Origin of the sequence: Acinetobacter sp. NEB 394 (assembly GCF_013374795.1) — a bacterium.
GTDB lineage: Bacteria > Pseudomonadota > Gammaproteobacteria > Pseudomonadales > Moraxellaceae > Acinetobacter > Acinetobacter johnsonii.
In genome coordinates this window covers 2862306-2876803 of sequence record NZ_CP055277.1, presented here as the reverse complement: position 1 = coordinate 2876803, position 14498 = coordinate 2862306, and the positions used below count along the sequence as shown (strand labels likewise).

General features: G+C 43.3%; 12 protein-coding genes and 1 pseudogene. 4 read left to right on the top strand and 9 right to left on the bottom strand.

Features of this window, described 5'->3' with window-relative positions; all coding sequences use genetic code 11:
- Positions 1-11: 11 nt before the first annotated feature.
- From HUK62_RS13935 to sdsA, 9 genes and pseudogenes are all read right to left on the bottom strand, one after another.
- A pseudogene (locus tag HUK62_RS13935) lies at positions 12-1047 on the bottom strand (agmatine deiminase family protein).
- A 128-nt stretch (positions 1048-1175) separates the two neighbouring features.
- A complete protein-coding gene (locus HUK62_RS13930) occupies positions 1176-1646 on the bottom strand; it encodes a heavy metal-binding domain-containing protein (protein WP_176538153.1) in 471 nt (156 codons plus the stop codon).
- 3 nt (positions 1647-1649) lie between these two features.
- Positions 1650-2006, bottom strand: a complete 357-nt coding sequence (locus tag HUK62_RS13925) for a YbjQ family protein (protein ID WP_176538152.1) — start codon at positions 2004-2006, stop codon at positions 1650-1652.
- 103 nt (positions 2007-2109) lie between these two features.
- On the bottom strand, positions 2110-3564 hold the full coding sequence (adeK, locus tag HUK62_RS13920) for a multidrug efflux RND transporter AdeIJK outer membrane channel subunit AdeK (RefSeq protein ID WP_114837051.1): 1455 nt from the start codon (positions 3562-3564) through the stop codon (positions 2110-2112).
- On the bottom strand, positions 3564-6743 hold the full coding sequence (gene adeJ / locus HUK62_RS13915; protein WP_176538151.1) for a multidrug efflux RND transporter permease subunit AdeJ: 3180 nt from the start codon (positions 6741-6743) through the stop codon (positions 3564-3566). Before adeJ ends, adeK begins: the two co-directional genes overlap by 1 nt.
- Before the next feature lie 12 nt (positions 6744-6755).
- The gene (locus HUK62_RS13910; protein ID WP_176538150.1) at positions 6756-8000 is read right to left on the bottom strand and encodes an efflux RND transporter periplasmic adaptor subunit; all 1245 of its coding nucleotides are present in this window, start codon (positions 7998-8000) and stop codon (positions 6756-6758) included.
- Positions 8001-8025: 25 nt separating this feature from the next.
- Positions 8026-8637, bottom strand: coding sequence for a phosphatase PAP2 family protein (locus tag HUK62_RS13905; RefSeq protein WP_176538149.1), 612 nt, complete (start codon positions 8635-8637; stop codon positions 8026-8028).
- A 146-nt stretch (positions 8638-8783) separates the two neighbouring features.
- Entirely contained in the window at positions 8784-10838 is a 2055-nt protein-coding gene (locus HUK62_RS13900) for a site-specific recombinase (protein WP_176538502.1), read from the bottom strand.
- 33 nt (positions 10839-10871) lie between these two features.
- On the bottom strand, positions 10872-11849 hold the full coding sequence (gene sdsA / locus HUK62_RS13895) for an All-trans-nonaprenyl-diphosphate synthase (RefSeq protein WP_176538148.1): 978 nt from the start codon (positions 11847-11849) through the stop codon (positions 10872-10874).
- A 467-nt stretch (positions 11850-12316) separates the two neighbouring features.
- Here sdsA and rplU point away from each other — a divergent pair, with 467 nt between their 5' ends.
- From rplU to HUK62_RS13875, 4 genes are all read left to right on the top strand, one after another.
- A complete protein-coding gene (gene rplU / locus HUK62_RS13890) occupies positions 12317-12628 on the top strand; it encodes a 50S ribosomal protein L21 (RefSeq protein WP_004695441.1) in 312 nt (103 codons plus the stop codon).
- A 19-nt stretch (positions 12629-12647) separates the two neighbouring features.
- Entirely contained in the window at positions 12648-12902 is a 255-nt protein-coding gene (gene rpmA / locus HUK62_RS13885) for a 50S ribosomal protein L27 (RefSeq protein WP_004695443.1), read from the top strand.
- Positions 12903-13266: 364 nt separating this feature from the next.
- Positions 13267-13599, top strand: a complete 333-nt coding sequence (locus tag HUK62_RS18905; protein ID WP_218015304.1) for a collagen-like protein — start codon at positions 13267-13269, stop codon at positions 13597-13599.
- A gap of 75 nt (positions 13600-13674) precedes the next feature.
- A complete protein-coding gene (locus HUK62_RS13875; protein WP_218015303.1) occupies positions 13675-14430 on the top strand; it encodes a collagen-like protein in 756 nt (251 codons plus the stop codon).
- Positions 14431-14498 lie beyond the last annotated feature (68 nt).

The following is a 14498-nucleotide window of genomic DNA, read 5'->3' as shown; positions in this document are numbered from 1 at the left end:
GCCGCACTGTACTACTTACTGATTTTATTTAAATAGTTTAAGAACAATTCCGCATTTTTTCCACGCACTTGCCAAGACATACAACGTACACCGCCGCCCATATGACAAACATTAGAAGACTGTACTGGAACAACAGTACGTTTGGTTATGCTACGAATTTGCTGTAAAGCGACAGCATCCTCTTTAATCCCAAATTGCGGGAAGTAAATCCGTTCAGGCGTCACCAGCATATTGGTGTATAAACCACATGCAGAACCAAATTTTTCATCGTAGATTTTGCTGCCATCATAAGGGGCGATGATTTCACGAATTTTAACATTGGGAATGCCGCGCTTTAAATCTGCTTTGAGTTGCTTAGCATAGTCGGGTTCTTCAGGGTAAGAGTTAATCACCAAGGTGTTTTGGTCAACAAAGCTGACCACGCCATCGGCATGTTCCAAGCCCCCTTGTTCATCGGCTTCAATGAAGGCAATCTGCTTTGCACCCGTCAATGCCATGAGTTTCTTACGGGCTTCACTTTCGGTGAGCTTGTTATCCGCTAGGAATTTGGTGCTGAGGACGACATTGCCATAACCATCTTCCACCCAGTTTCCGCCATCATTCAATAGTTTGCTTTGCGTAAACTGTAAGCCTGCCTTTTGGCTGTAGTATTTAAACTCGTCTTGTACTTCATCTGAAATGGCCTGACCTTTTTTAGCGCCACCTTGTCCTGCCGCCGTGTAGCGGAACATGACGGGTTGAGCTGGATTAGCGCTGGTGAAGTCGCGCATCCAAATGTCATGCATCGGTGCGATTGCCACATGCTTTGTGCCCAAGGCTTTGACATAGTCGGGGTAGAGGCCTTTGTCTGTCAGAACAACGACATTGTCTCCGTTTTTAATAATTTTTTTTGCATAATCGACGTGAAAATCAAAAATATCATCAATCATTTTTGCATAGTAAGCATCATTACTTTGAAGGGGATGCCAGTACAATTAATTCAGCTTTGGCTACAAGTGGAATCATGCTGAGTACAGCCATACTTATTTTTAGTGCTAAAGATTTCATTATCTGTGACCTATTTACAGTGTAGGTAATGTCCATTTTTATTATGCTCTAGTGAGCAATCTACCATCCGAATGTACGATAGAAGGTGAGCGAGCATGAGCTATTTTTAACGCTCATGCTGTTTGAGTTTAGTGAATGGATGATTGGTCAATAGTGACTGTTTGAGGACTTTGAATGGCAGTCCCATAAGCAAAGACTTCAACCATACCGCCTTGCATGCCCATTTCTGTGGTCGCCAGTCGCATACAAGCAACATGCGTTGCGCCGTGTTTTTCCGCTTCAAGCTTAAGTCTTACAATGGCTTCACGACGGGCACGATCGACAACACTTTCATAGCTGGTGAGTCTCCCCCCAAAAAAGTTTTGCACGGTCGCTAATACATATTTGAAATAATCATGAGAAATCACAACATTGCTACTGATCATGTGCCCAGACTGTTCGAAGCTTACTTTGCGTAAATTACCCACGGTAATGTAGGCAAGACGCTTCTCATTCTGTTCAAGCTCCGCCAAATGTTTACGTTCATTGTAGCGACCAAAGCCAAAACCGACGCTAAAGAGCACCGCAAAGATCAGCAGTTGGAAAACTAAACTTTCCATGGTTTAGGCCTGTGTTGGAAATGGATCGGGGAGATGGTTGTCTAACGGTGTAATACGGACCGCAGTGCCATAAACAAATAACTCAGATGCACCTTGGGCAATGTTAGAAGTTGAAAAACGAATACCTACAATGGCATTGGCACCTAAGCCTTGTGCTTTTGCAATCATACGATTCATGGCTTCTTGGCGGGATTCTTCTAAAAGCTCAGTATAGGCAGTGAGTTCACCACCGACAATATTTTTTAACCCTGCCAAAAAGTCGCGTCCGACATGTTTACTCCGAACCGTACTGCCATAGACCACATCCAATTGTTGGGAAATGGTATGTCCAGGAACAGACTCAAGGTTACTTAAAAGCATAATGTTCAATATTCAAATGATTTGATTATCTTTGAAGATAGGAAAAAGCCCAGCAAAAAGCAATAAAAAAGCCCACCGAAGTGAGCTTTTGATGTTGCAAACCTTAGTTCGCTGTTTTGTTGTATTTCACATCTGAAGAAGAAGGCTGTTTCACCACTTGATCCGTCGTGTTGGCTTTTACACCGCCACCGAGGGTTTTATACACTTCAACTTGGTTGTTTAAGTTTGCTTGTTCAAGCAATAACAACCCTTGTTCCGCTGAGTACGATGTACGTTGTGCATCAAGTACAGTCAGGTAGTTATCGATACCTGCACGGAAGCGAGCAGTTGAAAGTTTATAAGTGGTGTTGGTTGCATCTACCAGACGACGTTGCGCTGCTAGACGGTCACCAATATTTTCACGTACTGCCAAGGCATCATTCACTTCACGGAAAGCAGTTTGAATGGTTTTTTCATAATCTGACAACGCAATTTTTTGGTCAGTTTCAGAAATCTTCACATTGGCACGACGTGTACCCCAGTCAAAGATTGGAATATCTAAGCTTGGGCCAAGTGACCATACAAAGGCACCTGATTTAAACAAATCGCTTAAATCTGTCGATGCATAACCCGCTGTACCCGTTAAGCTGATGGTTGGGTATAACTGTGCTTTTGCTGCACCAATGTTGGCACCCGCAGCAGATAATTGATATTCCGCAGCACGGACATCAGGACGGTTATTCAACAAGTCGCTTGGCAAGCCCGCTGTCAACGCCGTACTTTGGGTAATGCGTTTCACAGGTTGAGGAGACAATAAGTTTGCAGGAACAGGCTGACCCACCAACAGGTTGAGTAAGTTCTGTGCTTGTGCAAGTTGAGTCTTGTAGTTCGCAACGTCATTACGTGCAGTTTCAACCGAAATTTGCGCTTGACGTACAGGGACTTCACTGTCGATACCGACATCAAAACGTTTTTTGTTCAGATTGTATGATTCAAGCTGTGCTTTTAAGGTTTGGTCTGCCAGTTTTAAGTTGGCATTGGCAAACGAATAGCTCAGCCATGCTTGCGCAACCTGACCAATCAACGAAATTTGTGTTGCATCACGTGCACTTTGAGTCGCTAAATAGCTGTCTAAAGCATTGTCTTTTAAGCTACGAACACGACCCCAAAAGTCTAACTCATACGCAGTTACGCCAAGGCCAACATTATAGGTTGTCATAGGTTTGCTGCTGAGTGTATCTTGGCGAAGCACACTACCACTTGCACCAATGGTTGGCAGTTGGTTGTTTTCGCTAATTTGATACGCTTGCTGAGCACGTTGAATATTTAAAGTCGCCGTACGGAGGTCACGGTTATTGGCTAGTGCTAACTCGATGACTTGGACTAAACGCTGATCAGCAAAAAAGTCTTTATAGCCTTGTTCTGCAACAGATGGACCTGTCGTTGAACCAATATATCCTGTTGGGATATCCGCTTGAGCGACGGGTTCTGGACCACGCATGCTTTGACATGCAGTCAAAGCAAGCGCAAGTGCAGATACCGCAATGCTACGACCTGAAATAGACCATACTTTTTGCATCACGATGTTTGCTCCTGATTATTTTGTTTCTTAGGTTTGTATTTGAAAATACTACGAATCCAAACAAAGAATACTGGAATGAAGAAAATACCCAACAGTGTAGAACTAATTACACCACCAAGGACACCAAAGCCTACCGAGTGTTGGCTACCTGCACCAGCACCTGTTGAAAGGGCAAGCGGAAGTACACCAAAACCGAATGCAAGGGTGGTCATGATAATTGGGCGTAAACGCATTTTTGCAGCATGAAGGGTTGCATCAAACAAGTCTTCACCTTGTTCTTGCAACTCTTTTGCAAACTCTACGATCAAGATCGCATTTTTCGCAGAAAGACCAATCACGGCAACAATCGCAACTTGGAAGTAGATGTTGAACGATAAGTTTGGATCGCCCTTAATGATCATACCTAACCATGTCAGTGCAAATGCACCAAGAATACCGAGTGGTACAACTAGTAATACTGAAACAGGGATAGACCAACTTTCATACAATGCGGCAAGACATAAGAAGACGATAAGCATTGAAAGAACAAGCAGCGGAGCTGTTTGATTGCCCGAATCACGTTCTTCTAAAGATAAGCCTGTCCATTCATAGTCGAAACCTTGTAAGCCCATAGATGGTAACTTACCAATAATTTCTTCCATCGCGAGCATTGCATCACCTGAACTTACGCCCGGTGCTGGAGTACCTTGAATGTTTACAGAAGATACACCGTTATAACGCTCTAGACGTGGTGAACCATAAGTCCATTCGCCTGTTGCAAATGCTGAGAATGGAACCATTGTGCCGCTACTATTACGTACATACCACTTGTTCAAGTCTTCAGGCATCATACGTGCATTTGCTTCGCCTTGCACATAGACTTTTTTCACACGACCACGGTCTACGAAGTCATTAATATATGAACCACCCCAAGCCATGCTCATGGTTGTATTGATATCCGCAATACTCACACCCATTGCACCTGCTTGTGCTTGATCAATGTTGATTTGGTATTGAGGCGTATCTTCTTGACCATTAGGACGGACGCCTGCAAGACGTTTGTCTTGTGCAGCCATACCTAAAATAGCATTACGTGCAGCAATCAATTTCTCATGACCTTGACCACTTGCATCTTTCAACTGGATGTCAAAACCAGCCGACACACCTAATTCAGGCATTGCAGGTAACTGTAATGGCATGATGTAAGAGGCGTCTTTCACGATCATATTCAATGCCATACCACGTTGGATGATGGCACCAATTTGCGACTCAGGTGTCGTACGCTCACTCCAGTCCTTCAGCTTGATAAAGGCAAGACCTGCGTTTTGACCAACACCTGTGAATGAGAAACCAGAAACAGTAAAGATGGACTCTACATGTTCTTTTTCTTTATTCATGAAATAGTCTGTCATTGTGGTGATGACTTTATCGGTACGTTCAAGGCTTGCACTTGGTGGAAGCTGAACTAAAGTCATGACGACGCCTTGGTCTTCGTCAGGCAAGAATGAGGATGGTAAAGCTTTATATAGGCCAACTAAGCCTGCAATCACCAGTAAATAAACCACACCAGAAAATACTTTATGATGGGTCATACGGTTGACACCACCTTGGTATTTTACGGATAGCTTTTCAAAGCTGCTGTTAAACCAACGGAAGAAACGCGCAAAAATATTATTACTTTCTGCTTTATTCGGATCGTGTTGTTTTAACAAGGTTGCACACAGGGCAGGGGTGAATGTTAATGCCACGATCAGTGACAAAATCATTGCGGTAACTAGCGTAATCGAGAACTGACGGTAAATAACACCGGTTGTACCTGCAAAGAATGCCATCGGTACGAATACCGCAGTTAATACACTGGTAATACCGACCAAGGCACCAGAAATCTGTTGCATTGATTTTTCGGTCGCAGCTACAGGGTCGAGGTGTTCTTCTTGCATTACCCGTTCGACGTTTTCCACCACAACAATCGCATCATCGACCAGAAGACCAATCGCTAAGACCATCGCAAACATAGTGAGCGTGTTGATTGAGAAACCGAAGATGTTAATGACAGCAAATGTGCCCAATACAACCACTGGAACAGCCAATGTTGGGATAATCGTGGCACGCCAGTTCTGTAAGAATAAGAACATGACAATGAACACCAACACGACAGCTTCAATCAACGTGTGTACAACACTTTCAATCGACAGCTTAATAAACGGTGTAGTGTCATAAGCCAGTTGATCTTTTAAACCATTTGGGTAGTTTTTACGAAGTTCACTGAGGCGCTTTTCTACAGCCGCTGCTGTATCTAGTGCATTTGCACCAGTTGCAAGTTTAATCGCAACACCGCCAGCAGACTTACCATTAAATTTAGAGTCGAACTGATAGTTATCTGACCCGAGTTCAACACGCGCAACATCACCTAAGCGAACTTGAGCACCAGAAGATGTATTTTTTAGAAAAATATTTCTAAATTGTTCAGGGGTTTGCAACATGCTTTGAGCATTCACTGTTGCGTTCAGCACTTGACCTTGCACAGATGGTGCACCGCCTAACTGACCTACAGCCACTTGAGCGTTTTGAGCACGAATTGCAGCAGCAATGTCACTTGGTGTCACTTGCAAACTGTTCATTTTCGCTGGATCTAGCCAAATACGCATCGCATATTGACCACCAAAGACTTGAAGTTCACCAACACCTGCAACACGGCTAAGTGGTTCAGAAATGTTTGAGTTTACATAGTCATTAATGTCCGCCCCAGAAAGACTTCCATCTGGAGAGTAAAATGCAAGAACTTGCATAAAGCTCGCACCAGACTTGGTGACTTTTAGACCTTGACGTTGTACATCTTCAGGTAAAAGCGCCGTTGCCGATTGTAGTTTATTCTGTACTTGAACTTGAGCAATATCAGGATCGATGCCTTGTTCAAAGTTTAAGTTAATAGACGCTTGACCGTTACCCGCACTGTTAGATGAAATGTAACGTAAACCATCTAAACCATTCATTTGTTGTTCAATGATCTGAGTGACTGTGTTTTCAACAGTCTGTGCAGAAGCACCCGGATAAGTTGCAGAGATTGTCACCGAGGGCGGTGAAATCGTCGGATATTGGGCAACCGGCATTTTTGTCAGCGTGATAATACCCGCCAACATAATCACCAGTGCAATCACCCACGCAAAAATGGGGCGATGAATAAAAAATTGAGCCATTCAGTCTACCCCTTATGCGTTTGAAGTAGCTTTTTGTTCAGTTTTTGCACCAGCTTCTGTCTTTTTAGCATCCGTTGTTGGAGCTTGAGGTGCTGCTGCTTTAGGTTGATACGGTTTCGCAACAACTTTCTGTTCAGCTTTAACTTTCGCTATTCCGTCAACAATAACTTTTTCACCTGTTTTAAGGCCTTCAGTCACAATCCAGTCTTGGCCTTGAATACCAACGGTGGTGATTTGACGAGGCTCTACTACGCCTTTGTCATTCACAATCATTGCCATTGCTTGACCTGTTGGTGTGCGAGTCACTGCAATTTGAGGCACTAACATCGCATTCGGGATTACGCCTTGAACGATTTGTGCATTGGCAAACATACCAGGAAGCAACAAGTGATTCGGGTTCGGGAACACCGCACGAATCGTTACAGTCCCTGTATCTGGATTGACACTAGCATCAGAGAAAGCTAAACGGCCTTCGATTGGATAGTCACTGCCATCTTCAAGTTTCAGCTTCACACGCGTGTTGTTACTGCTGTCTAAGCTACCTTTACTCAATTGTTGACGCAAACGAAGAAGTTCAGAGCTTGATTGGTTGATATCAACATAGATCGGGTCTAAACGTTGAATTGTCACCAATGGCTCTGTTTGGTTTGCAGTCACCAAAGCACCCGCAGTAACTGTAGAGCGGTTGGTTTGACCTGAAATTGGTGAGCGTATGGTTGAATAACCTAAGTCCACTTCAGCATTTTTAACTTGAGCACGTGCTGCGGCCACTTGTGCCTCAGCAACCTTTACTTGACCCACTAAGTCGTCATAGTCCTGTTTCGCAACAGCGTTGCTTGAAACCAGTTGCTGATAACGATTTAGTTTGGTTCTGAGTGTGCTTAAATTCGCTTCTTGTTGTAATAATGCTGCTTTGGCATTATCAAATGTTGCGCGGTTGGAACGAGCATCAAGTTCATAAAGTGCCTGGCCTTCACGTACATAACTGCCTTCCGCAAACAAACGTTTTAGAATGATTCCACTCGTTTGTGGGCGAACTTCAGAGATTTCAAATGCCGTGGTTCTGCCAGATAACTCTACAGATTGTTCTACATTTTGCGGTTGTGCAACAATGACACCGACTTCAGTAGGTGGCGTTTGTTGAGAAGCGCCAGCTTGCTGCGCATCTTTTGGGTCTTTGCTACAACCAACAAGTGCAATACTCGTTGCTAATGCGCAAGCGGTAAGGGCTGGGGCCCAAAGCTTTGCCGATATCATTGTTCCACCTCGATTAGATTCTTATCTAAAAATAATGTGTATTTAATTGGGTATATCTGCCGCACAAGATGTAAAGCAGTGAAATCCAGATAATACTAATGCTCCAACCTGCGAGAACGTCGGATGGGAAATGTACTCCAAGATAGACTCTTGAAATTCCCATCATCAGCATCCATAAAAGAGCAATGGATACAACATGACGATGTGCAGAAAATGGTCGACTTAAGAAAATGGCAAGACACGCCAAAGTGGCAGCATACATACTGTGCGCACTCGGAAAGGAAGCACCATAGCTCGTCACTAGGTGAAACATTTCTGGTGGGCGTGGTCTTGAAATTAGAAATTTAAGTAGCCAAGCAGAAGCAATACTTCCAACAACGCCTAAACCAATAAAAACAACATCTCTATACTTTTTATACCATGCACGATGGAAACACCATAGAGTGGTTAGAAATAATACAAACGGCATGCCACCGAGTGCCGATAAAAGTATTGCAAGTTTATCTATAGGCTCAGTTCTTAATGTGCTGAAATATTCGACCATCGCCAGATCTAAAGCTGTGAGTGGTTGAATGCTTAGAGCTAATGCACTGATTATAAATAAAATAATACCGATAAAAAGCAACAAGTAATGCATGCTGGAACTCGTGTCATTTCAACCGATTTAAGCGCGGTTATTTACTGGGTTAAAGTGTACTCATCAGTACACTTTAATTCAAGTGTTGATTAATCATGTATAAAATTTTGTTCACAGTGTAACAAGAGCTCAAAATCGGTACAAAATCATTTTGTATGGTGTTTTGTATTGTTCGAACTTTCATCAACTTCAAGAGGTACTTTCGGTGGCCAAAAGAAGTCACTTGGTCGCGTTAGAAAATGGGTTAAAACCAATTTTGCTAACGGTTTCCACTGTTCAAATCGAACTCGACGTGCACGTAAAGCCACAATAATCGTGAGGGTAAAACTGACAAATAAGTTCGTTAGACCAATAGCGAGCACTCCGAGGAACGATACAATAATCAAGCCAATCTCAGGACTACCATTAATATTCATCAGACCTTGAATGAAGTTTGCTGAAGCAAAGGCAATATGGCGAATATCTAGGGGTAAACCCAAAATATAACCAATGGTTCCCATACTTCCTAGCATAATCCCGAACAGAAAATTACCCGCCAGCGCACCTAAGTTACGTTCTATATAGCTTGCAAATTTATCGAGCCGTTCTTGTCCCATGATGGTTTTGAGACGAGGGTGTGCTTTTAAGCGGGGGCCAACTTTGCGATAAACCGCCATATTGTCAAAATAGCCTGCTAAAAGTCCTGATAAAAACAAGCAGACACCCGCAATCGCGGCATGCGGAATGGCCAGAGAGGTAAAAGGGTTTAAGTCATGTAAGACTTTCGCCGCTTTTGCATGGTTGAGTAGCGGTTCATGCATGCCAGTTGCCCATGCCCATGTAATAAAGGCGGCAACAGGGATGGCAATTGAGATATTGCCCAAAATAGCAATAAATTGGGTGCGAATAATATTAATAATCAGCGCTGCTAATTCAGCAATTTGCGCTGTTTTTGAACCTTTGCGCTGTTGTACCGTTGCCGCGAGTGCCGCTGCTGTCATCGCTGGTTGCTTTGTTGCTACGGTAAAGTGCAACACATGGATCAACATAAACCCCAATGAGTAGTTCATGCTGTAAACAAAGGCTTGCATGAGCGGTGCCATGATCATCCGTGCAGACAAGATTTTCAGGGTGGCCATGGTAGCAATGATGACACCTGCACCCGCTGCGGACTTATACATGGCTAAAAAGCCTTGTTTGTCTGTACTTACATAGTGTTCGCCCGTTTTACTGGCATTTTCAGTCACCTGTAAAGCAATCAATTCACTATTGGTCGTCAATAAAGAGCGCACACTCCGTTCACTATAAATCGCAGCGGTAATGTCGACCAAGAGCAGGCTCACCGCTTCATAGTGTGCTTCGCCTTCTTCTACAATTAAATTGAGCAACAGTTCGACGCGGTCTAAGCATTGCTCAAGTAAAGAAATCAGATAGGTTAAACTGACACTGACCCCAATACGCTTGGTCGCACGACGAATTTTTAATACCACATCACGACACTGCTCAATCATGACCAGTGCTTGAGAGGCGTCGGGTGGGGCAACCACACTGGAGGTTTCTGCGTCTTGATGTGCCTTTTTATACTGTTGAATGAACTCGATAATTTCGCGGTTCTGCACTAAAAAAGGCGATTCATATTCGGTCAACTCAGGATGCGCATTAATAAACTCTGGATATAAACCAATACCACTAATCCGATAAGACAACACCGTAATGGCCTTAATCACTTCACTGCGAATTTTGACTTTTTCTTTTTGATTGGCATGCCCGTGATTGAGCAGGTTCAGCAGTTGTAGCCAGTCACTGTCTCGGATGTTATCGAGCCAATATTTATCACTTCGGTTGGGGAAAACGCGACGGACTAAATCTTGTAGTTGAGTTTCGTCATTAATCAGTGGGAGAAAATGTGCCCCTAAACGCTGCGACAATTGGTTCCAAAACCCATCTAAAGACAAGATGCCTGTGTCGGCATAAAGACTGGTTTGTTTATATTGGGAAATAAGCCGCAGCACAAAGCTTTGTAAGGTTGATGCGGCATCGGGAGTGATGAGTAATGCTTGAATGAGCGCTTGAAATTTTTGATGGATTTCATCGGTTTGATACGCATCCGTTGGACGAATACGCTCCACCAACTCAATTAAAAGTTGATCATTTAAAACAGCTTGAGGTTGCTCAAGCTGTTGCTGCATTTGAGAGAAAAGATCATTAAATTTTATATGCATAGGCAAGTTAAAAACATTTTAAAGCATCATTTGTTATTGAATTCGATGTAAAGCCAGTTGGGTTAAATTGACCAGTGCTTGACGATATTGGCTGTCAGGTAAAGCCTGTAATGCTTGAAGTGCGGCTTCGGTTTCTTCATGCGCCCGTTGTCGGCAGTAATCTAGTGCGCCAGAACTGTTTACGATAGCAATGACTTGATCAAGATCTGCCGTTCCACCTGTCGCAATACTTCGACGAACAATGTTATGTTCTTCACCCGTTGTATTTTTCAATGCTGAGATTAACGGTAAAGTCGGTTTACCTTCCATTAAATCATCGCCAATATTTTTACCTAATGTTTCAGCATCTGAGGTGTAATCTAAAATATCATCAATGATTTGAAAGGCATTGCCAAAGTGGCCAGCAAATAAACGCAGCGGTTCACGGTACTGCGGTGTCCCAGAAAGAATGGCAGCCCCTTCAGTTGCCAGTTCAAATAAACGTGACGTTTTACCGTGAATAATATCTAAATACGTTTGTTCTGTGGTTTCAGGTTGGTGCTGTGCTTGAAGTTGTAACACTTCACCTTCGGCAATTTCACAAGTCCCTGTAGAAAAATCTTTGAGTAAGGTCATGTCACCGAGATCGACCAACAAATCAAAGGCACGTGAAATTAGAAAGTCACCCACCAGTACAGCGGTCTGATTGTTCCAAGTCGCGTTGGCCGTTGGGCGACCACGACGTAAGCCAGATTCATCGACCACATCATCATGGACTAAGGTTGCGGTATGCAGCATTTCAATGATGGCAGCAAGTTTGCGCTGGCGTTCCAAGTCTTCTGCACCACAGGCTTTGGCAGCCAATAAACACATAATGGGACGCATGCGTTTACCACCTGCTTCAACCACATGTTTACTCACCGCCATGACCAATGCCACTTTAGAGGTAATGCCTTCATTAATAAATGTGTCCATCGTGGCAAAGTCTTGAGCTACAGGGGCGAGAATATCTTGCTTAAAGTCGATGGTCATTTGAAGAGCGGCCTCATCTATATAAAGTGATAAAAATCAGCATTACCAGTATTGTGTAAATAGGGATACCTGTCTAAATGATTCATTTCAATCATAAATAAGACTCGCTAGCGTGCGAGGCTATATTTTACTAAAGACAGTTCCTTATTTCCCCAATGTATAAGCGTACTGCATTTGTAGGCTTATTTACATTTTAAAAATCAATTCATCCATACTATAGCGGATTGATTTTAAAAATCTATTTCATTGTAAGCAAAGTCAAGCCAGAGTTGAACTGTAATTTGTTGATTGAGTTTTTCTCGATTATTAAATAATCGTTAATTTAGTCTAATAAGTTCGGCAAATCTCTTGTTGTTTGAGTCAATATCACTTAAAATCCTTGCCCTTGATTAACCCCAGTGGCGTTCGTATTAAGATCGATATCTTCCTTTATCGGCACGACGACACGGGCATGTTTGGAGTACATTATGTACGCAGTAATCCAAAGCGGTGGTAAACAGCACCGTGTTGTAGAGGGTGAAACCCTTAAAGTTGAATTGTTGAAAGCTGAAACTGGCGCAACTATTACGTTTGATGACGTATTAATGCTAGTAAATGGTGACAGCATTCAAATCGGTGCTCCAGTTGTTGCTGGCGCTACTGTAACTGCTGAAGTAGTTAGCCATGGTCGTCACGACAAAATCCGTATTGTAAAAATGCGTCGTCGTAAACACTACCGTAAACAACAAGGTCACCGTCAATGGTTCACTGAGTTGAAAATTACAGCTATTTCAGGCTAATCACGAGGAGTAATGAGACATGGCAACTAAAAAAGCCGGTGGTTCGACTAAGAACGGTCGTGATTCGAACCCTAAAATGCTTGGTGTTAAAATTTACGGTGGTCAATCTGTGACTGCTGGTAACATCATCGTTCGTCAACGTGGTACAGAATTCCACGCAGGTCAAAACGTTGGTATGGGCCGTGACCATACTTTGTTTGCAACCGCTGACGGCGTAGTAAAATTCGAAGTGAAAGGTCAGTTTGGCCGTCGCTACGTAACTGTTGAAGCGTAAGTTTTAATAGTAAAAAAACCCACAGTTTTGTGGGTTTTTTTTCGTCTATTCATATGGTTAGCTTATTTTTCTTGTGTTTTTAATTCTGAAATAAAACACTAAATACCAATAAATGGTGATGTGTGTCACAAAAAAATAGGAGTGTAATAAAAAAACAAAACTAAAAGAAAGGCAGATAGATATGAACAAAATATTCACAAAAGTCTTGGGAAAATCCTGCTGCCATATGGTTTCTGTTACAAAACAAGACAGTCAAATTGAACAAAACCATATGATGAAAGAGACAGTGTTACGCATTCCTCATAGATCACACGTTGAGAGAGAGAGCGTTGTTGCTAATCTGAGACTTACTCCGAAATTATTGTTGTTGAGTATTTTATTGGCCATGGGGAATGCAGCATGGGCAACTCAGGGAGATAATCATCAAGGGCAGGGACAAGGACACGAGTCACATGGGAACGGAAATGGGTATGGTCATGGTTCGCATGGAAATGGTAACGGACATGGAAATGGTAACGGACATGGACACGGTTCTGGAACTCCAGGTCCTATGGGACCACAAGGACCAATAGGTCCAGAGGGACCACAGGGCATCCCAGGAGAAAAAGGCGACACAGGAGCCAAGGGCGATAAGGGTGAGCAAGGTATCCAAGGTGTGAAAGGCGATACTGGAGCAACTGGCGCCAAAGGAGATTAGGGCGACAAAGGCGATACTGGTGCCACAGGAGCCAAGGGTGATAAGGGTGATAAGGGTGAACAAGGTATCCAAGGTGTGAAAGGCGATACTGGAGCAACTGGCGCCAAAGGAGATAAGGGAGACAGAGGCGATACTGGAGCAACGGGTGCACAAGGTATCCAAGGTGCCACAGGTGAGACAGGGGCAACTGGAGCACAAGGCGAACAAGGTATCCAAGGTGAAACGGGAGCGACAGGATATAATGCTTATCAAGTTGCGCAAGTTAATGGTTTTGACGGTACTATCACCGAATGGCTCGCTAGCTTAAAAGGCGATATGGGTAACACAGGGATGACAGGTGCAACAGGTTTTAGTGCTTATGATGTTGCAGTTGGTAATGGCTTTGAGGGCAGCATTACTCAATGGTTGGCCAGTCTTAAAGGTGCAAATGGTACCAATGGAATCTCTAAAGAAGTGATGGATGCTGCTGATACCTACATCTTGAATGAAGCAAAAACCTATGTGAACCAAGTTGGGCAACAAACCCTCAATCAAGCAAATGCTTATACCGATAGCCGTGTAAATGCCTTGAACCGAGACATGCGAAAACTCGAAGATCGAACCTATGCAGCAGTTGCATCAAGTATTGCGATAGCATCTTTACCGCAACCGACAGATGCTGGCTACAATATGTTGAGTGCCGGTGTGGGTACATGGGAAGGTGAGCAAGGTTATGCTTTTGGTCTCAGTGGAGTGACTGAAAGTAACAAATATGTATACAAAGTAGCTGTGACAACCAATAGTGAAGGCGACTTCGGTGCAGGTGCAGCAATTGGTTGGCAATGGAAATGACAGTGATAATTCTTAACCTCAGTTAGAAAAGCCTCTAGTGATTTAGGGGCTTTTTCATATCTAAACTC

Bases quoted from the DNA above. Each gene is read 5' to 3' on its own strand.
- rplU (WP_004695441.1), top strand. From the start codon at position 12,317: ATGTACGCAGTAATCCAAAGCGGTGGTAAACAGCACCGTGTTGTAGAG.
- HUK62_RS13910 (WP_176538150.1), bottom strand. From the start codon at position 8,000: ATGATATCGGCAAAGCTTTGGGCCCCAGCCCTTACCGCTTGCGCATTA.
- sdsA (WP_176538148.1), bottom strand. From the start codon at position 11,849: ATGACCATCGACTTTAAGCAAGATATTCTCGCCCCTGTAGCTCAAGAC.
- HUK62_RS13900 (WP_176538502.1), bottom strand. From the start codon at position 10,838: ATGCATATAAAATTTAATGATCTTTTCTCTCAAATGCAGCAACAGCTT.
- rpmA (WP_004695443.1), top strand. From the start codon at position 12,648: ATGGCAACTAAAAAAGCCGGTGGTTCGACTAAGAACGGTCGTGATTCG.
- adeK (WP_114837051.1), bottom strand. From the start codon at position 3,564: ATGCAAAAAGTATGGTCTATTTCAGGTCGTAGCATTGCGGTATCTGCA.
- adeJ (WP_176538151.1), bottom strand. From the start codon at position 6,743: ATGGCTCAATTTTTTATTCATCGCCCCATTTTTGCGTGGGTGATTGCA.
- HUK62_RS13930 (WP_176538153.1), bottom strand. From the start codon at position 1,646: ATGGAAAGTTTAGTTTTCCAACTGCTGATCTTTGCGGTGCTCTTTAGC.
- HUK62_RS13905 (WP_176538149.1), bottom strand. From the start codon at position 8,637: ATGCATTACTTGTTGCTTTTTATCGGTATTATTTTATTTATAATCAGT.
- HUK62_RS13925 (WP_176538152.1), bottom strand. From the start codon at position 2,006: ATGCTTTTAAGTAACCTTGAGTCTGTTCCTGGACATACCATTTCCCAA.